This is a genomic window from Helicobacter sp. 23-1048 (assembly GCF_053654545.1).
This window is the reverse complement of sequence record NZ_JBSIUT010000001.1, coordinates 314,352-328,758: the sequence shown is the minus strand read 5'-3', so window position 1 is coordinate 328,758 and position 14,407 is coordinate 314,352. Positions and strand designations below refer to the sequence as shown.

Annotated in this window: 18 protein-coding genes and 1 tRNA gene; 11 read left to right on the top strand and 8 right to left on the bottom strand. The window is 40.1% G+C overall.

Going from position 1 to position 14,407, the window contains the following annotated elements; translation table 11 throughout:
• Window positions 1–45: 45 nt before the first annotated feature.
• Window positions 46–960, top strand: coding sequence for an NAD(P)H-dependent glycerol-3-phosphate dehydrogenase (locus tag ACWIWK_RS01720; RefSeq protein ID WP_454150275.1), 915 nt, complete (start codon window positions 46–48; stop codon window positions 958–960).
• Here ACWIWK_RS01720 and ACWIWK_RS01715 read toward each other — a convergent pair whose 3' ends face one another.
• The 5 genes from ACWIWK_RS01715 to fabD are packed head-to-tail and all read right to left on the bottom strand — an operon-like array spanning window position 961 to window position 4,252.
• Entirely contained in the window at window positions 961–1,413 is a 453-nt protein-coding gene (locus tag ACWIWK_RS01715; RefSeq protein WP_454150274.1) for a type II secretion system protein, read from the bottom strand.
• 25 nt (window positions 1,414–1,438) lie between these two features.
• Entirely contained in the window at window positions 1,439–1,978 is a 540-nt protein-coding gene (locus ACWIWK_RS01710) for a type II secretion system protein (RefSeq protein ID WP_454150272.1), read from the bottom strand.
• A gap of 4 nt (window positions 1,979–1,982) precedes the next feature.
• Window positions 1,983–2,564, bottom strand: coding sequence for a SixA phosphatase family protein (locus ACWIWK_RS01705; protein ID WP_454150270.1), 582 nt, complete (start codon window positions 2,562–2,564; stop codon window positions 1,983–1,985).
• The gene (locus ACWIWK_RS01700) at window positions 2,561–3,271 is read right to left on the bottom strand and encodes a 5'-methylthioadenosine/adenosylhomocysteine nucleosidase (protein WP_454150268.1); all 711 of its coding nucleotides are present in this window, start codon (window positions 3,269–3,271) and stop codon (window positions 2,561–2,563) included. The genes ACWIWK_RS01705 and ACWIWK_RS01700 overlap by 4 nt, the downstream gene beginning before the upstream one ends.
• A gap of 60 nt (window positions 3,272–3,331) precedes the next feature.
• The gene (gene fabD, locus ACWIWK_RS01695) at window positions 3,332–4,252 is read right to left on the bottom strand and encodes an ACP S-malonyltransferase (RefSeq protein ID WP_454150266.1); all 921 of its coding nucleotides are present in this window, start codon (window positions 4,250–4,252) and stop codon (window positions 3,332–3,334) included.
• Window positions 4,253–4,412: 160 nt separating this feature from the next.
• Here fabD and ACWIWK_RS01690 point away from each other — a divergent pair.
• A tRNA-Ser gene (locus ACWIWK_RS01690) sits at window positions 4,413–4,503 on the top strand.
• Between the two features lie 16 nt (window positions 4,504–4,519).
• Here the strand turns inward: ACWIWK_RS01690 and recO are convergent.
• Window positions 4,520–5,140, bottom strand: a complete 621-nt coding sequence (recO, locus tag ACWIWK_RS01685; protein ID WP_454150264.1) for a recombination protein RecO — start codon at window positions 5,138–5,140, stop codon at window positions 4,520–4,522.
• A 100-nt stretch (window positions 5,141–5,240) separates the two neighbouring features.
• On the opposite strand from recO, the gene accD reads away from it, so the two are divergent.
• The 5 genes from accD to ACWIWK_RS01660 are packed head-to-tail and all read left to right on the top strand — an operon-like array spanning window position 5,241 to window position 9,399.
• A complete protein-coding gene (gene accD / locus ACWIWK_RS01680) occupies window positions 5,241–6,110 on the top strand; it encodes an acetyl-CoA carboxylase, carboxyltransferase subunit beta (RefSeq protein ID WP_454150262.1) in 870 nt (289 codons plus the stop codon).
• Window positions 6,085–6,537, top strand: coding sequence for a 23S rRNA (pseudouridine(1915)-N(3))-methyltransferase RlmH (gene rlmH / locus ACWIWK_RS01675; protein ID WP_454150260.1), 453 nt, complete (start codon window positions 6,085–6,087; stop codon window positions 6,535–6,537). Before accD ends, rlmH begins: the two co-directional genes overlap by 26 nt.
• Before the next feature lie 18 nt (window positions 6,538–6,555).
• Window positions 6,556–6,930, top strand: a complete 375-nt coding sequence (dksA, locus tag ACWIWK_RS01670) for an RNA polymerase-binding protein DksA (RefSeq protein WP_454150258.1) — start codon at window positions 6,556–6,558, stop codon at window positions 6,928–6,930.
• Between the two features lie 16 nt (window positions 6,931–6,946).
• Window positions 6,947–7,990, top strand: coding sequence for a hypothetical protein (locus tag ACWIWK_RS01665; RefSeq protein WP_454150256.1), 1,044 nt, complete (start codon window positions 6,947–6,949; stop codon window positions 7,988–7,990).
• 11 nt (window positions 7,991–8,001) lie between these two features.
• Window positions 8,002–9,399 carry an FAD-linked oxidase C-terminal domain-containing protein gene (locus tag ACWIWK_RS01660; protein ID WP_454150254.1) on the top strand — a complete coding sequence of 466 codons (1,398 nt, stop codon included), beginning with the start codon at window positions 8,002–8,004 and terminating at the stop codon, window positions 9,397–9,399.
• Window positions 9,400–9,459: 60 nt separating this feature from the next.
• Here ACWIWK_RS01660 and ACWIWK_RS01655 read toward each other — a convergent pair whose 3' ends face one another.
• Entirely contained in the window at window positions 9,460–9,870 is a 411-nt protein-coding gene (locus ACWIWK_RS01655) for a helix-turn-helix domain-containing protein (RefSeq protein ID WP_454150252.1), read from the bottom strand.
• 125 nt (window positions 9,871–9,995) lie between these two features.
• Between ACWIWK_RS01655 and ACWIWK_RS01650 the strand changes: the two genes are divergently transcribed.
• From ACWIWK_RS01650 to ACWIWK_RS01640, 3 genes are all read left to right on the top strand, one after another.
• Entirely contained in the window at window positions 9,996–10,271 is a 276-nt protein-coding gene (locus ACWIWK_RS01650; protein WP_454150250.1) for a DUF6150 family protein, read from the top strand.
• A gap of 24 nt (window positions 10,272–10,295) precedes the next feature.
• Window positions 10,296–11,402: a type I restriction endonuclease gene (locus ACWIWK_RS01645; RefSeq protein ID WP_454150248.1), complete on the top strand. Its 1,107-nt coding sequence runs from the start codon at window positions 10,296–10,298 to the stop codon at window positions 11,400–11,402.
• A gap of 192 nt (window positions 11,403–11,594) precedes the next feature.
• Window positions 11,595–12,191, top strand: a complete 597-nt coding sequence (locus ACWIWK_RS01640) for a redoxin domain-containing protein (protein WP_454150246.1) — start codon at window positions 11,595–11,597, stop codon at window positions 12,189–12,191.
• 92 nt (window positions 12,192–12,283) lie between these two features.
• Here ACWIWK_RS01640 and ruvC read toward each other — a convergent pair whose 3' ends face one another.
• Window positions 12,284–12,796: a crossover junction endodeoxyribonuclease RuvC gene (gene ruvC / locus ACWIWK_RS01635; RefSeq protein ID WP_454150245.1), complete on the bottom strand. Its 513-nt coding sequence runs from the start codon at window positions 12,794–12,796 to the stop codon at window positions 12,284–12,286.
• 118 nt (window positions 12,797–12,914) lie between these two features.
• On the opposite strand from ruvC, the gene dnaA reads away from it, so the two are divergent.
• Window positions 12,915–14,240, top strand: a complete 1,326-nt coding sequence (dnaA, locus tag ACWIWK_RS01630; RefSeq protein WP_454150243.1) for a chromosomal replication initiator protein DnaA — start codon at window positions 12,915–12,917, stop codon at window positions 14,238–14,240.
• The last annotated feature ends 167 nt before the right edge of the window (window positions 14,241–14,407 follow it).

Sequence of the window (14,407 nt, the reverse complement as noted above, 5' to 3'; positions counted from 1 at the left end):
AGCTTGGATTTGGTAAAATGTGGCTTTTGTCTTTAAGGAGGGAATATGGCAAATGTGAGTGTGTTTGGAGGAGGAGCGTGGGGGAGAGCATTAGCGTTTGGATTCTCAAAGAAAAATGTCGTTAAAATCATATCTAGGCGCGATATAAGCGGACTTATCGCACCCAACATAGAACAAGTAGATATAAAAACGGGGTTGCAAAGCGAGTTTTTTGTCATTGCTATTGCCACAAATGCCCTGCGTGATTGGCTTTCAACCTTTGAGTTGCCAAAAGATTCTAAGGTTTTGTGCGTGTGCAAGGGTATAGAAACCAATGCCAACAATCAAAACAGCCTTGTAAGCGACATAATAGAGCAACATGTTTCATCAAAAAATGTGTGCTATCTTGGCGGTCCTAGCTTTGCCAACGAAGTGCTTTTGGAGTTGCCTTGCGCGGTAGTGGTGCATTCAAGGAATCTTGTGCTAGCGAGAGAATTTGGCGCACTTTTTCCATCATTTATGAAAACCTACACAAGCCCTGATGTCATAGGCGGTGAAATTGCTGGGGCGTATAAAAATGTCATTGCCATTGCTGCTGGGATTTGCGATGGATTAAATCTTGGAAATAATGCCAAAGCCGCACTTTTAGCTAGAGGTTTGGTAGAAATGAGCCGATTTGGCGAGCATTTTGGGGCAAAAATGGAAACCATTTTGGGGCTTTCTGGGGCTGGAGATTTATTTTTGACTTCTAATTCAACGATGTCGCGAAATTATCGTGTGGGGCTTGGATTAGCGCAGGGTAAAAGCAAACAAACCATATTAGCTGAGATTGGCGAGGTGGCGGAGGGTGTCCTCACTTCAGCGGCCATTACGCGCATTGGGGAGAGCGAAAATGTCTATGTGCCAATCGCCAAAGAAGTCAATGCCATCATTGAGGGCAAAAGTATCACAGAGAGCCTCAATGCGCTTATGGATACTTGATTACTTATCCAAGATTCTATGAAAAAAGTTTTTACACAGCTTAGCGGTGGGAGATTTAGCGGAAAAATCACAATAGATTCTCGGGTTGGTGTGTAAATCGCTTGGGCTAATGTGAAAAAACAGCTGCTCACCACCAATATGGGCAATAAGAGAATCTTGTGTGTAAGAAAATGCGCAATTTTTGCTAGGGTTTTGTAATGTGAGCTCGTATAAAGCCTCTTGTGCCCTAAGTGCGCCCGTGCCTTGAGGAGATAAAAATTCTCGCAAATGTGCCATTGCAATTTTTTCTTGGGCGAGAAAAAGTTGTGTGCGTAACCGCTCTAAGCAAACTTTTTGGTTACCCCTGCTAATGAAGCCAACCGCCCCAATGCTTAAAATAGAAACGATACAAATCACTGCAAGTAGCTCTATCGCGCTAAATCCTCTAATCCCATTCACACAGCGATTTACCATAAAATAAAATACGCATTACTTGGTATTAAAATATTGCATTAGAAGTATTAAGATGAACTTGTCTCCCGCCATTTGGGTGGCGTGAAAAAAGTTTTTCACAAAGTGAAGAATCGCTTTTTTGTGTGATGATGAAGCTTATAACGCTTGTTTGTGGGTCAAAATTAAGACTTACACAATTATTCTCAGAATCTGGAGCATTATTTTTAGCAAGCAGTATGGCGTTCCCTTGCACTATCCAACGGGCACTTGAAAGTCCTGCTAGTGTGAAAATTTGCGTGGAGTTAAGTGTCTTTGGGTCAATATTTTGTGAAAATACTTCACGCTGAATCGCGCTAATGGCGTTGTTTATGTCGTTTTCAATCGCTACCACCTGCGCGTCAATGCGCGTTAATGAAAATCTAGGGATAGCAATCGCGGCAAGCACGCCCAAAATAACGATGACAAACACCAACTCAAGCATACTAAACGCGCGATAATTCCTTGCTAAACCCCATTGAACCACACGATTTACACATATAAAGCGTGTGGTGTTTTTTGATGTGAGATTCTTAGAGTGTGGCGACATTGCTTTAAGACTCTTTTTTGCTCACTTTTTTGGGCTTCCCACCCAAATGCTCTGGCGTGATAAACAACGATAAAGAGAATCCTCCCTCTATTTTCGCGCTGTTTTTGTTTCTTTGTAGCTCTATTATCGAGCCTTTTTGGACACATAAACAAGCATCACTTTCTGCGCCAATAGCATATTTGACAAACTCACCCAAATCAGGCTCGTGCCCGACAAAAAGCAGTGTCGAAACGCCCGCATTTACACTATTAGCCTTAATCGCGCTTTTGTAGCCCTCGATTCCACAATCTGGCGAAATGCTATCACAAAGTGCGCGTGGTAGATTTTTAAGAGCCTTTGTTAATGGTTTGATTGTCTCCATTGTCCTTGTGGCAGGAGAAGAAAGCAAACACGATATAGGGTTCTTCTTTGTGTGTAAAACCTTTGCTACAAAAGCGGCAATCGCCTCGCTTTGTGTCTTGCCACTTTTGCTCAAAGGACGCTCCAAATCACTCTTGCCACTTTTGGCAAAAACCTCCCGTTCCATACTATCTGCGTGTCGAATGAGAATGATACGCTCTAGCCCCAAACTTAACTTTTCTTTCATATTCCAACTCCTAACTTTTTGATAAACTCAATGCAAAATTTCGCGCTCACTTTGGAAGCAGATTCTAAAAACTCATCAAAACTTATATCCGCGTTTGTATCCGCACTATCGCTAATGGAGCGGAAAATGCAAAATGGCACGCCAAAAGCAGCGCATACTACCGCTACGCTTGCGCCCTCCATTTCTACGGCACACGCGCCAAAAGTTTGGATAATCCATTGCTTTTTGCTATCATCATTGATAAATTGGTCTCCAGAGGCAACTACGCCCTCTTTTAACTCTTTGCCAATAGAGCCCGCAACGCTTCGTGCAATGGAGTTTAACTCTGCATCAGATTCTATAAATACTGCGCTCTCAGGGATAAACCCCAAAGGGTGTCCAAACGCACTAATATCTACATCGTGCTGACAGAGTTTGGTGGCAATAAGCAAATCGCCCACTTGCAAATCTTTCCTTAATCCACCAGCCACTCCACTAAAAAGAATCTTTTCGCAACCAAAATGTGAAATCATCATTGTTGCCACAAGAGCACTATGAACTTTCCCAATCTTGCTATATGCGATATACACGCTATCTTGTTTAATGTGTATGCAATGATACACATTCCCCCCGATAGTTTGTGTTTGTATATTCAAATGTGCATTTTTGAAAAACTCTAGCAACGGCGTGATTTCCTCAACCATTGCCCCAATGATGCCTATTTTCATACAACCTCCTTTCTTAGAATTGCAACCTTAAACTTTCGTGCGCGCTTCCCCTCCAAAAACCTAAGATTGCAAACAATCAAGTGTTTCTTTAAGTGTAGCCATATTTGAGACGCTCAAAGTTGGTTTTTGACTTAATCGCTTATTAAGACCCTTAAGCACCGCACCATTGCCAAATTCAATAAATCCATCAACGCGCCCATCTACTTGTTGCACACATTGCGCATAAAGCACAGGCGAAGTAAGCTGTGCACACAAAAGCTCTTTTGCCTTATCTTTAGTGGTATATCCTTGTGTTGTAGCGTTAGATATAATTTCATATTGCGCATTGCCCTCGAGGAGATTCTCAAGGAGGGTTGTAAATTCTCCCTTGATAGAATCGAGCATCGGGCAATGACTTGCCACAGACATTGGAAGCAATAAGGTGCGTTTCGCGCCAAGTTCTTTGAGTGCGCTCTCCACGCTACTTAACGCACTCTTTTTGCCAGCGAGCACAATTTGCCTATCATCGTTATAATTCGCACACCAAATGTCTTGCTTGCCCTTGCAAAAATCTTGCAACACACCCTCTTGCAATCCTACCACGACCATCATTCCAGCATCTTGCCCTTCACACGCCCTTGCCATTAGTTCGCCTCGTTTAAAGGTAAGTTTCAAGCCATTCTCAAAGCTCGCACCCCCAGCGATAATAAACGCACTCACTTCGCCCAAAGAATGCCCAAAGCATAGCGTTGGTGTAATGCCACATTGTTGAGAAAATACTTTGTGTGCGATAAAACTCACTAAGAATATCGCACTTTGTGTGTATTGAGTGAGGTTGAGTTTGTCATTTTCATTAAAGAGCAAATCCTTGCAATCAAAACCAAGAATGTCGCTTGCTTGAGAGATAAGCTCTTTTGCTATGGGTTCATTTTCATAAAATTCTTTTCCCATACCCACACTTTGACTGCCTTGTCCGGGGAAAATAAACGCGTATCGTTTCATTGTATTGATGCCTTAAGTCTTGGAATGTATAAAATTTAAAGTGCGAGTATAGCAAATTTTTTAGGCATTTAAGTGGAATTTTAATTTTTTTGCGCTACAATCGCAACTTCTTTATTTTTGGTATTTTTGATAGCCAAAGCTAGAAATGCTCTGTTTTGTTGGACCGGTGGGTGAGTTGGCTGAAACCACGTCCCTGCTAAGGACGCGTAGCCGCAAGGTTACCGAGGGTTCGAATCCCTCCCTGTCCGCCATTATCTTGCAATACGATTAAAACCCTAGACACAGGACTTTCCATAATTTTTCCACATCACTATCATTAAGGTTGAGGCTTTTTTGTGTGTGTAAAAACTCCAATATAGCTTGCTTTTGCATAGGAGTGCCATTGACACAATGCGGATGGGCAAAGAGGAAAGATTGCGCTAGCACGATATGAGAATCTAACACCCCATCGCACAAAAAACACCTATCTTGCTCTTGTCGCAACAATCGTCCCTCATAAGCCAAAAGTCCCACATAAGATTCTAAAAGTGCTCTTAAGGGATTTTGTCGCTCCAAGTGCAATGCGCTTTTTTCCAGCAAATTAAAATAAAATTCCTCCACCTCCTCCACTTCGCTTAAATGTCGCTCTAACAAACGCACAAAATTCTGCCACGCATAGACGCGCTCATATTCCTTTTCCCATTGATGAAATAAATGCAAAATATTGCGTGCTTGCGGGAGGAAGTGTGGAGAAAACACCTCATCAAAATCGATTTTCCTGCCAAGCGCAATAGTAGAATGCCTAGCTCCATAAAAACGATAAAAACTCCTAAGCGATTTAGGCGTGAGAATCTTTAAAATAAGGTCTTCGCTTTTGGTGGGGATAATTTTTACAATATAACCTTGCACTTTTTACCTTAAGTTTTACAAAATTTGATAGCATAATTCTACAATTTTTTCTTAAGCAAATTTTTGCTATTATTTTGCCAAAACAAAATAAGGGGAAACAATGTCTTTTAGTGATTTTTTCAAGTCAAAAAAGCCTGAGCCACGCGCTGAAGCAAAAGATGCGCCAAGCCATTGGATTAAATGCTCTCAATGTGGTGCTCTTATGTATTATAAGGAAATCCACTCTCAATGCCATATCTGCCCAAAATGCAATTATCACTTCAGAATCTCCGCATTAGAGCGCATTGAGTTGTTGTGCGATAAAGAAAGCTTTATGGAGTTTGACAAGGATTTACGCCCCACAGACCCGCTAGAATTCGTAGATAAAAAAAGCTACAAGCAACGCATTAAAGAAGGTGAGGAAAAAGCAGGGCGTCCTAGCTCAGCAATCGCTGGAGAAGCACTTATTGATGGTATTGGCGTGCAAATAGTGATGTTTGATTTTGCCTTTATGGGTGGTTCTCTTGGCTCAGTAGAAGGCGAAAAAATCGTGCGTGCTATCAACAGAGCGATTGTCAAAAAACAAGCACTTATTATATTTTCCACCAGCGGTGGAGCGCGAATGCAAGAATCTACCTTTTCACTTATGCAAATGGCAAAAACTTCTGCTGCACTAAACTTACTAAGCGAAGCAAAACTTCCCTTTATCTCTGTGCTTTTAGACCCGACTTTTGGTGGAGTAAGCGCGAGCTTTGCGTTTTTGGGTGATGTCATTATCGCTGAGCCCGGGGCAATCATCGGCTTTGCAGGACCTAGAGTCATTAAACAAACCATTGGGACAGATTTACCAGAGGGATTCCAAACGGCGGAGTTTCTTTTAGAGCACGGGCTTATTGATATGGTGGTAGAGCGTAAAAACCTTAAATCCACGCTTTCTCATCTGGCACGATATTTAAACAAAAACTATGAAATGCAACCTATATTGTATTAGCAAGGCAGATTCTGTGGCGATGATACAAGAATATATAACCAAAGCAAGGCAATTTGGCGCGAATCTCAATGTGGTTGATATTTTCACGCCAAGCATTGCCAAAGCACAAAAGTCCTCGCCAAAAGAAGCACAGCAATCTTATTCAAACGCCCTTAAGGGATTTATCAAACCACAAAGTCTTAATATCGCTTTGCACCCACAATCTCAACAGCTCGATTCTATGGACTTTGCTAAAATGCTAGAAAACAATGCAGAAGTAAATTTCTTTATCGCGGGGGCATATGGATTTGAGCAGGACTTTTTACAAAGGCTTAAAAGCATTAGTCTTAGCTCGCTTACTTTAAGCCATAAAGTTGCTAAAATTGTTTTGTGCGAGCAAATTTATCGCGCACTAAGCATCATAGCCAATCATCCATATCACAAATAACCAAACAAAGGGGGATTTATGAATTATCAATTTTTTGAGAATCTGCTTAAAGAGCGACTCCAAAAGTTGCGCGATGGGTTGCTAGAAAAAAATGAAGTTATCACACAGTGGCACGGCTCACAGCTAAAAGATGACGGGGATTTCATCGCTGCACACACGCACGGAGATAAAATCACAAGCATAATGCAAATGTATGAAAGCGAAATCAAAGACATTCAACACGCGCTCAGCAAGTTTAAAAACAAAAGTTATGGAATCTGTGAAATGTGTGATGATGAAATCAACCTTGAACGACTTAAAATTAAACCTCACGCCAAGTATTGCATTGAATGTCGGGAGCATTTTGAAGAAAACCAAAACCTAGCCAAAAAGCGTGAAAAACTAAAAAGTTAGCACTTAAGGAGAAATAATGAATTTTCGATACTACACACTTTTTTTATTTATATTTTGTATGGTGTTTGGCTCGTATTTATACTTGCTTGATTTGGGTATTTACGCGCCAAGAGTGCCATTTACCAACTATGAACTTCCTCCAATGCCTGTGGCAGCGTGGATTTTGGCACTTATTGGGTTATTTTTCATTTGCACTTTGGTGCTCTTTGGTTTTTCGTGGGGAAAGGAGTTTATGAAAGGCTATCACACACAAAGAGATTTTAGCAAGTTGCTTTCTCAAATTAACGAGCAAGCCCTCAATAAACCCATAGAATCGCGAGTATATAAAAATGCTGAAATTTCTAAAATTTCTAAAATCCTTGCACGCTTTTATCTTAAGCCTCGCTTGGATTCTAATGAATGCTTTGAGCCAAAGATTGATAAACTTTTTGAAGATTACAAAAATGTGATGAATGGCAAAAATGTCGAATTAAAATCCTACAATTTGGCTAAGGACAATAAATTTAGCATTCAAAACAACAAAAATAAAATCCAAAATGATGTCAAATTCGCCTTTAATACGCTTAACAAAGGCGAACCTGAGGAATTGCGCGACTATGCGCTCACGCAGATTCTCACCAACGGCGATAAAAAGGACTTGGAGCGACTTTTATCACTTGATGTCGCCTATGAACCACACAATTCACACATTAAAGAGCTAAAAGATTCTCTTATTCAAGCCTTTGTGCGAGAGAGCGAGGTTTTTAGTGTGGAATTTTTAGGAAAAACTTTTAAAAAATTGGGCTTTAATCAAGCGGACTACCTCACTTTTACCAAAGCCACAAAATCCGTGCTTTTGCCCGATGTGTGGTATCATACGATTAAAAACTTCGCAGATAATGATGAAAACGCCGAAATCGCGCTGTTTTATGTGATGTTTGAGTTAGAAATGATTGAGCAGGCAAAGGAAAGACGCGCTTTGCACGGCAAAGATGAATTTAGGCTTATTGATGCGTATTTAGATTTACGCAAGAGTGGCAAACGATTTCCGCTTGATATATTTTTAAATTATGACATCTAAGGACTACAACAATGCTCGATTCTACCCATATAAAAGCCCTGAAAAATATCGTAGGGGAGGAGAATTGCTACGATGACAAAGCGCATTTGCTCGCCTACTGCTATGACGCTACGCGTGAGCGATACGAGCCTGAAGCGGTGGTATTCCCACGCGATGAGGGCGATGTAAGCGCGATACTCAAATACGCTAATGCGCACAAAATCCCCGTGATACCGCGCGGTGCGGGCAGTGGATTCACAGGAGGCGCATTGCCCGCACAAGGCGGGATAATCCTCGCCTTAGAAAAGCATTTCAACAAAATCCTAGAAATCGATGAAAAAAACCTCATCGCCCGCGTCCAGCCCGCTGTAGTAAATAAAATATTCCAAAACGAAGTCGAAAAACGCGGACTTTTCTACCCGCCAGACCCCGCAAGCCAAGAGTATAGCACGCTAGGGGGCAATGTCAGCGAAAACGCAGGCGGAATGCGTGCCGCCAAATACGGAATCACCAAAGACTTTGTAATGGCGTTGCGCGCAGTGCTACCAAATGGCGAAATAATCCGTGCGGGCAAAAAAACCATAAAAGATGTCGCGGGCTATAATGTCGCGGGAATCCTCATCGCAAGTGAAGGCACACTCGCCGTCATCACCGAAATCACGCTCAAGCTCATCGCCAAACCCAAATTCAAACAATCTGCGCTTGGCGTGTTTCCAAGCATTGAGAGCGCGATGAATGCCGTGTATAAAAGTATGGCAAGCGGGATTACGCCTGTGGCAATGGAGTTTTTGGATAATTTAAGCATTCGTGCGGTGGAGGAGAAATTTCACAAAGGCTTGCCAACGGAGGCGGGTGCGATTTTAATCACGCAAGTTGATGGGGATTTAGAAGTGCAAATCCAAAATCAAATCGCCCTTTTAGAATCTAAATTTAAAGAAAATGGCTGTATAGAATTTAAAATCGCACAAAACGCGCAAGAGGAGGAAGATTTGTGGTTTGCTAGGCGCAATGTAAGCCAAAGCATCAATATCTATGGCAAAAAAAAGCTCAATGAAGACATCACCGTGCCTCGCTCGCGCCTACCCGAACTCCTAGAGAGAATCGGGCAAGTGAGTGAGAAATATGGCTTTAAGATTCCCTGCTTTGGGCATACAGGCGATGGGAATGTGCATACAAATGTGATGGTGGGCGACCCAAGCAAGCCCCTAGATGAAGCCGAGCTAGAGCGCGGGCATAAATGTATCGAGGAAATTTTCAAAATCGCCGTGGAGCTAGAGGGCACACTTAGCGGGGAGCACGGCATCGGGCTATCTAAAGCTCCATTTATGCACCTAGCTTTTAGCAAGGCAGAAATGGAGCTTTTTGGCGCGATAAAGAGGGCGTTTGACCCAAATAATATCCTAAACCCGCATAAAATGGGACTAGAATGAGAATCTAGGCTGTTTTATGGAGTTGGACTTATAGATTCTATTTATTTCAACCGCATTTTTTTACGCGAGATAATTTACCAAAATTGTATTAAAGTTTTCTGTTTGGGTTTTATTTTTGCGTAGCACGCTTTGTAGGGTCTCTAAAGTTTTGGGTGAGACATATTCTAATAAATCAATAATTTCAGCGTATTTTTCTATATCATTGCGATAAAGTTTTTGTAATATTTTTTGGCTTTTTGCCTCTGCGCTAAAGAGTTCTTGCTCGTAGATATTGAGTGATTCTGCGATATAGGGGAGCAAATCCGCCTTTAGCTCAATGCTCCCATTGAGATAGGCGTAAATGCTTGATTCGCTAGGAATTTCGCCCGTTTTATTAGCGCGGTATCCAAGTGCGATAATGCGATTTGCTAATTCGCGCTTTGTCATATTTTTTGCCTTTAAGATGGCACTAATTCGCTCTAAAATTGTCATAATTTTGTCTTTTTTGTGATTTGCTATAAAAGTATGATTATAGAATCTAAAATTAGCTATTAAGAATAATTTAATTATAGTTAGAATATAATTTTATTTTATATTTCATTTATGAGGAGTAAAAAATGGCAAAAATTTGCGTAGTAGATGAGAGACACGCGGATATTAAGGTTTTTAGGGCGGATAGAGATAGCAGAGCGGATTTGCTTGTATATGTTGTGGATAGGGAATCGCACGCAAAAAGCGATGCACTTTGGTATATGGAAGATAGGGAAAATAAAGCGACTACGACTATTGCGTGGGTTGATAATGAACGCAAGGCGGATTTAAGCGTGTTTTTCGTGGATAGAGAGAGTCGGGCAAAGTGGAACAAACCACATAACTTGCAAAATCAAATGTAATTTTGTGGATTCAAAGGATTCAATATGTCGCAAGAATTATTAGAAAACCTAAAAGCACTTGCGGAGAAAATCGCAAAAAATAAAAAACTTGTCAAAGAGGAAGCACACACACGAGCGGAATTTGTCAAGCCATTTTTGAAAATACTTGGCTATGATGGCATTGAAATACTTGTGCCTGAATATCCAGCTGGATTTGGTAGCAATGATAAGGTGGATTATGCGATTTTAAGCAAGGATAAGCCTTTGGCAATCGTTGAGATTAAACATCACGGCGTGGATTTGGACTCCAAAAAGCCAAACAATAATCCGCAAGGGCAGTTAGCGGGATATTTTAGTGCGTGTGCTAGAAAGGGTTGTAAGTTTGGGATTCTCACAAATGGCTTGGAATATCGCTTTTTTGCCGACACGCAAAAGCAAAATACAATGGATTCAACGCCCTTTATGGTGCTCAATCTTGAATCTACGCCCCTGGATTCATTGCTAACTAGCGAAAAATTAGCGATTTTGGAGCTTTTTAGTCAAGCGAAATTATCAAGCAATCTTGCCATGATTCGCAAAAGGGCTATTTCTATGCTTAAACAAAACGCAGAAAATGCCTTGTGTGCGGATATAAAAGAATTTTTGGCAAAAGAGTTAAATAAGCCTAGCGATGAGTTTGTGGGCTTTGTGATTGATAAAAAGTTTAGTGGCACGAAAAAGACTGCACCCAAAATAAAGGAATTTCGTGGCTATATCACTCGTGCGTGTAGCGAACTAATAAGCGATAAGGTTAGCGAATCTATGTGTGAAAATACCGAATCACAGGGCGATAGCAAAGAGTTAAGCGAAGATGAGATTGGGGCATTTTATATCGTGCGCGGGATTTTAATGGAAAATCCAAAGGCAACCTTGCAAAATATCGTGCCACGCGGGACAGCGAAGGCAAAGTATTTCTCCGTGCTTTTGGAGGACAACAAAAATAAGTGGATTTGCAGAATTTACCTCAAACACATAAACGACAAATATTTGGCAATCCCCGATAAGCACGACAGCACGAAAGAAACGCGCTTTGCGATAAATAATCTTAGCGACATTTACAAATACAAAAATGAATTGTTAGAATCGCTCAAAATGCGCTTGAAAAGAATCTAATGGGTTTGTTTCCCACAAAAAGCCAAAAGCAATCTCGATTCTAAAAACAAAAACACTCAACAATCTATTGAGGAATCGCAAGGATTTTTGCAAAAATTTTATTTCGTTTAAAATTTCGTTACAAAAATTTTTTACAATACGCACTTGATAATAATTTGTTATCAAAAAAATTTTTAATTTAAGGAGTTAAATATGCTAGTTACAAAACAAGCACCAAACTTTACAGCAGAGGCACTAAAGGCTGATGGGACATTCGATGATAAATTCGAGCTTTATAGCAACATAGGCAAAAACGGCGCGATTTTATTTTTCTGGCCCAAAGATTTCACTTTTGTTTGCCCAAGCGAAATTATCGCGTTTAACAACCGCGTAAAAGAATTTAATGAGCGTGGGATTAACCTTATTGGAATCTCCATAGACTCTAAAGAGGTGCATTTCGCGTGGCGCAACACACCTGTGAATCAAGGCGGGATTGGCGAAGTTGCATTCCCAATCGTAAGCGACATCACAAAGGCGATTTCACGCGATTATGATGTGCTTTTTAATAGTGCGGTGGCGTTGCGCGGGACATTTTTAATCGATAGAAATAAAGTCATTCGCCACGCGACAATCAATGATTTACCACTTGGACGCAATGTCGATGAAACTTTGAGACTTGTTGATGCGCTTCTTTTTGTCGAGCAACACGGCGAAGTATGCCCAGCAGGCTGGAATAAAGGCGATAAAGGTATGAAACCAAATGCAGCAGGTGTGGCAAGCTATCTTGCTGAAAACGCTTCTAAACTCTAAAATTCTCAAGCAAGGTGCGTGATAAACTCGTGCCTTGCTTTCACACAAACTTCTCTCATCATTAGAATCTTAAAATTTTTCTTGTAGTTGTTTTAGTTATTTTTTGGTGGTTGTGGCTTTTTGGCATTAGATTCTCGCAACTTTACGCGCTGGGAGTGTGTAATCGCCACCGCAATAGCATCAGTAATATCTAGGGGTTTAATCTCACCCTTAATGCCTAAAATACGCTTTACCATAAAGGCGACTTGCGTTTTATCCGCCTTACCATTTCCTGTAAGGGCTTTTTTGACTTGCAAGGGTGTGTATTCGGCAAAATTGCCCAAATCTTGGAGAATCTTTAAACTTAGTGCCCCGCGAAATTGTGCGAGCTTAATCACGCTTTTTGGATTATACGCAAAAAACATATCCTCAATAGCAACCTCATCAATACTATGAGATTTGAGCACGAGCTCGATTCCCTCGATGAACTCCATAATCTGCTCTTGCAAGATTCTTTGTTTGATTTTGATAAATCCCGCTTCTATGAGCTTAATGCCTGCGTTATTTGCTTGGATAATTGCATATCCACAATTTCTCGTCCCGGGGTCTATCCCTAAAATTGTCATTTTCAATCCACTTTAAGCTAAAATATTTTATAATCGCCAAAAACAAAAGTCTAAAGTTTTCACATTTCTTTCACGGGGAAATGTGAAAAATATATCTATTTTCTAAGGCGATTATTTTATGGAGATAAATGATATACTAAATCAACTTAAAAACGAAATAAGTGAATACGAATTTGATACTTTTTTGGGAAAATTGGAATTTGTGAAATCCGCTTCTAAAGAGGATTTATTGGTTTTTTTAGCCCCAAATGTCTATATTGCGGATTGGGTGCGGGTGCATTATGTCGAGCAGTTGAAACTTTATGCCCAAAAGCTACGAGGAATCGAGCCTGAAATCCAAATAAAAATAAAACAAATTTCAAGCAATGTGAAAACTTTAGACACCAAAAAAAATGAGAATCTCGATGAACCTCCTTTAGAGCCATTTAATTATGACCAAACTTTTGATAATTTTGTCATCGGCAAATCTAATGAATACGCCTTTAGAATCTCACAAACCGTGGCACAAAATCAAGCCTCTTATCCCATTGTCCTCATATATGGCAATACAGGCGTGGGCAAAACGCATTTGCTTAATGCCATTAGAAATCACACTGCGCAAAAGGGAAAAAATGTCATCTACATTACTTCAGAAAAATTTTTAAATGACTTTATGCGCCGCATAAAAAGTCAAAAAGCAATGGAATCTTTCCGTGATACTTATAGGAAATGTGATTATTTGCTTATTGATGATGTGCAATTTTTTGGTGGAAAAGAAGCGAGTAGCGAGGAGTTTTTCCACACTTTTAATGAGCTTTATGAAAATAAAAAACAAATTGTAATGACAAGCGACCAACCACCAAATAAGATTCGCGGGCTTGATGAGCGATTAAAATCACGCTTTGAACAAAGCATTATGACAGAAATTGAAAATACCGAGCTTGATACAAAAATTGAAATTATCAAAAGCAAGTGCGCGCTGTATGACTTTGAGCTTGATTCTGAAAATATTAGCTATATCGCTACAAAAATTAGCAATACAAGGCAGATTATGGGAATCATACAGGGGATAAATTTCCAATCAAACCTGAATCCAGACTCAAACAAACTTAGCATTACTAAAAGCGTGATAAAGGCATATTTAAAAGAAAGTATGGAAAATATTAGCGTGGATAAAATTATTAGCATTGTGGCAAAAGAACTTAACATCAAGCCAAGTGAAATCACTTCTAAAGAAAAAAGTCGCAAAATTTCTCAAGCAAGGCGCATTGTCATTTATATTGCCAATGCTTTAACACTGAATTCTTACGCCCAACTCGCTAGTAGCCTTAATATGAAAGACCATACTTCCATAAGCAAGGCTTTACAAGGTATCAAAGAAACGATGAAAAAAGATGAAGTCCTCAAAAATCTCATCGAAGAAATCCAAAACAAAGTAAAAAACTATAATATAAGCGAAGTTTGAGAAAAAATACGATATAATGTAGCGTTTTGGGCTTTTGGGTATCTTTGTTTATTTACAAAGCAAAATGTGAAAATATAAATATATCAATGTGAATAATTCATCGTTGATAAAAGCGTAAAATGCGTGAGATTTAGCAAATTTTCACATTTTCAATCGCTCTACTACTA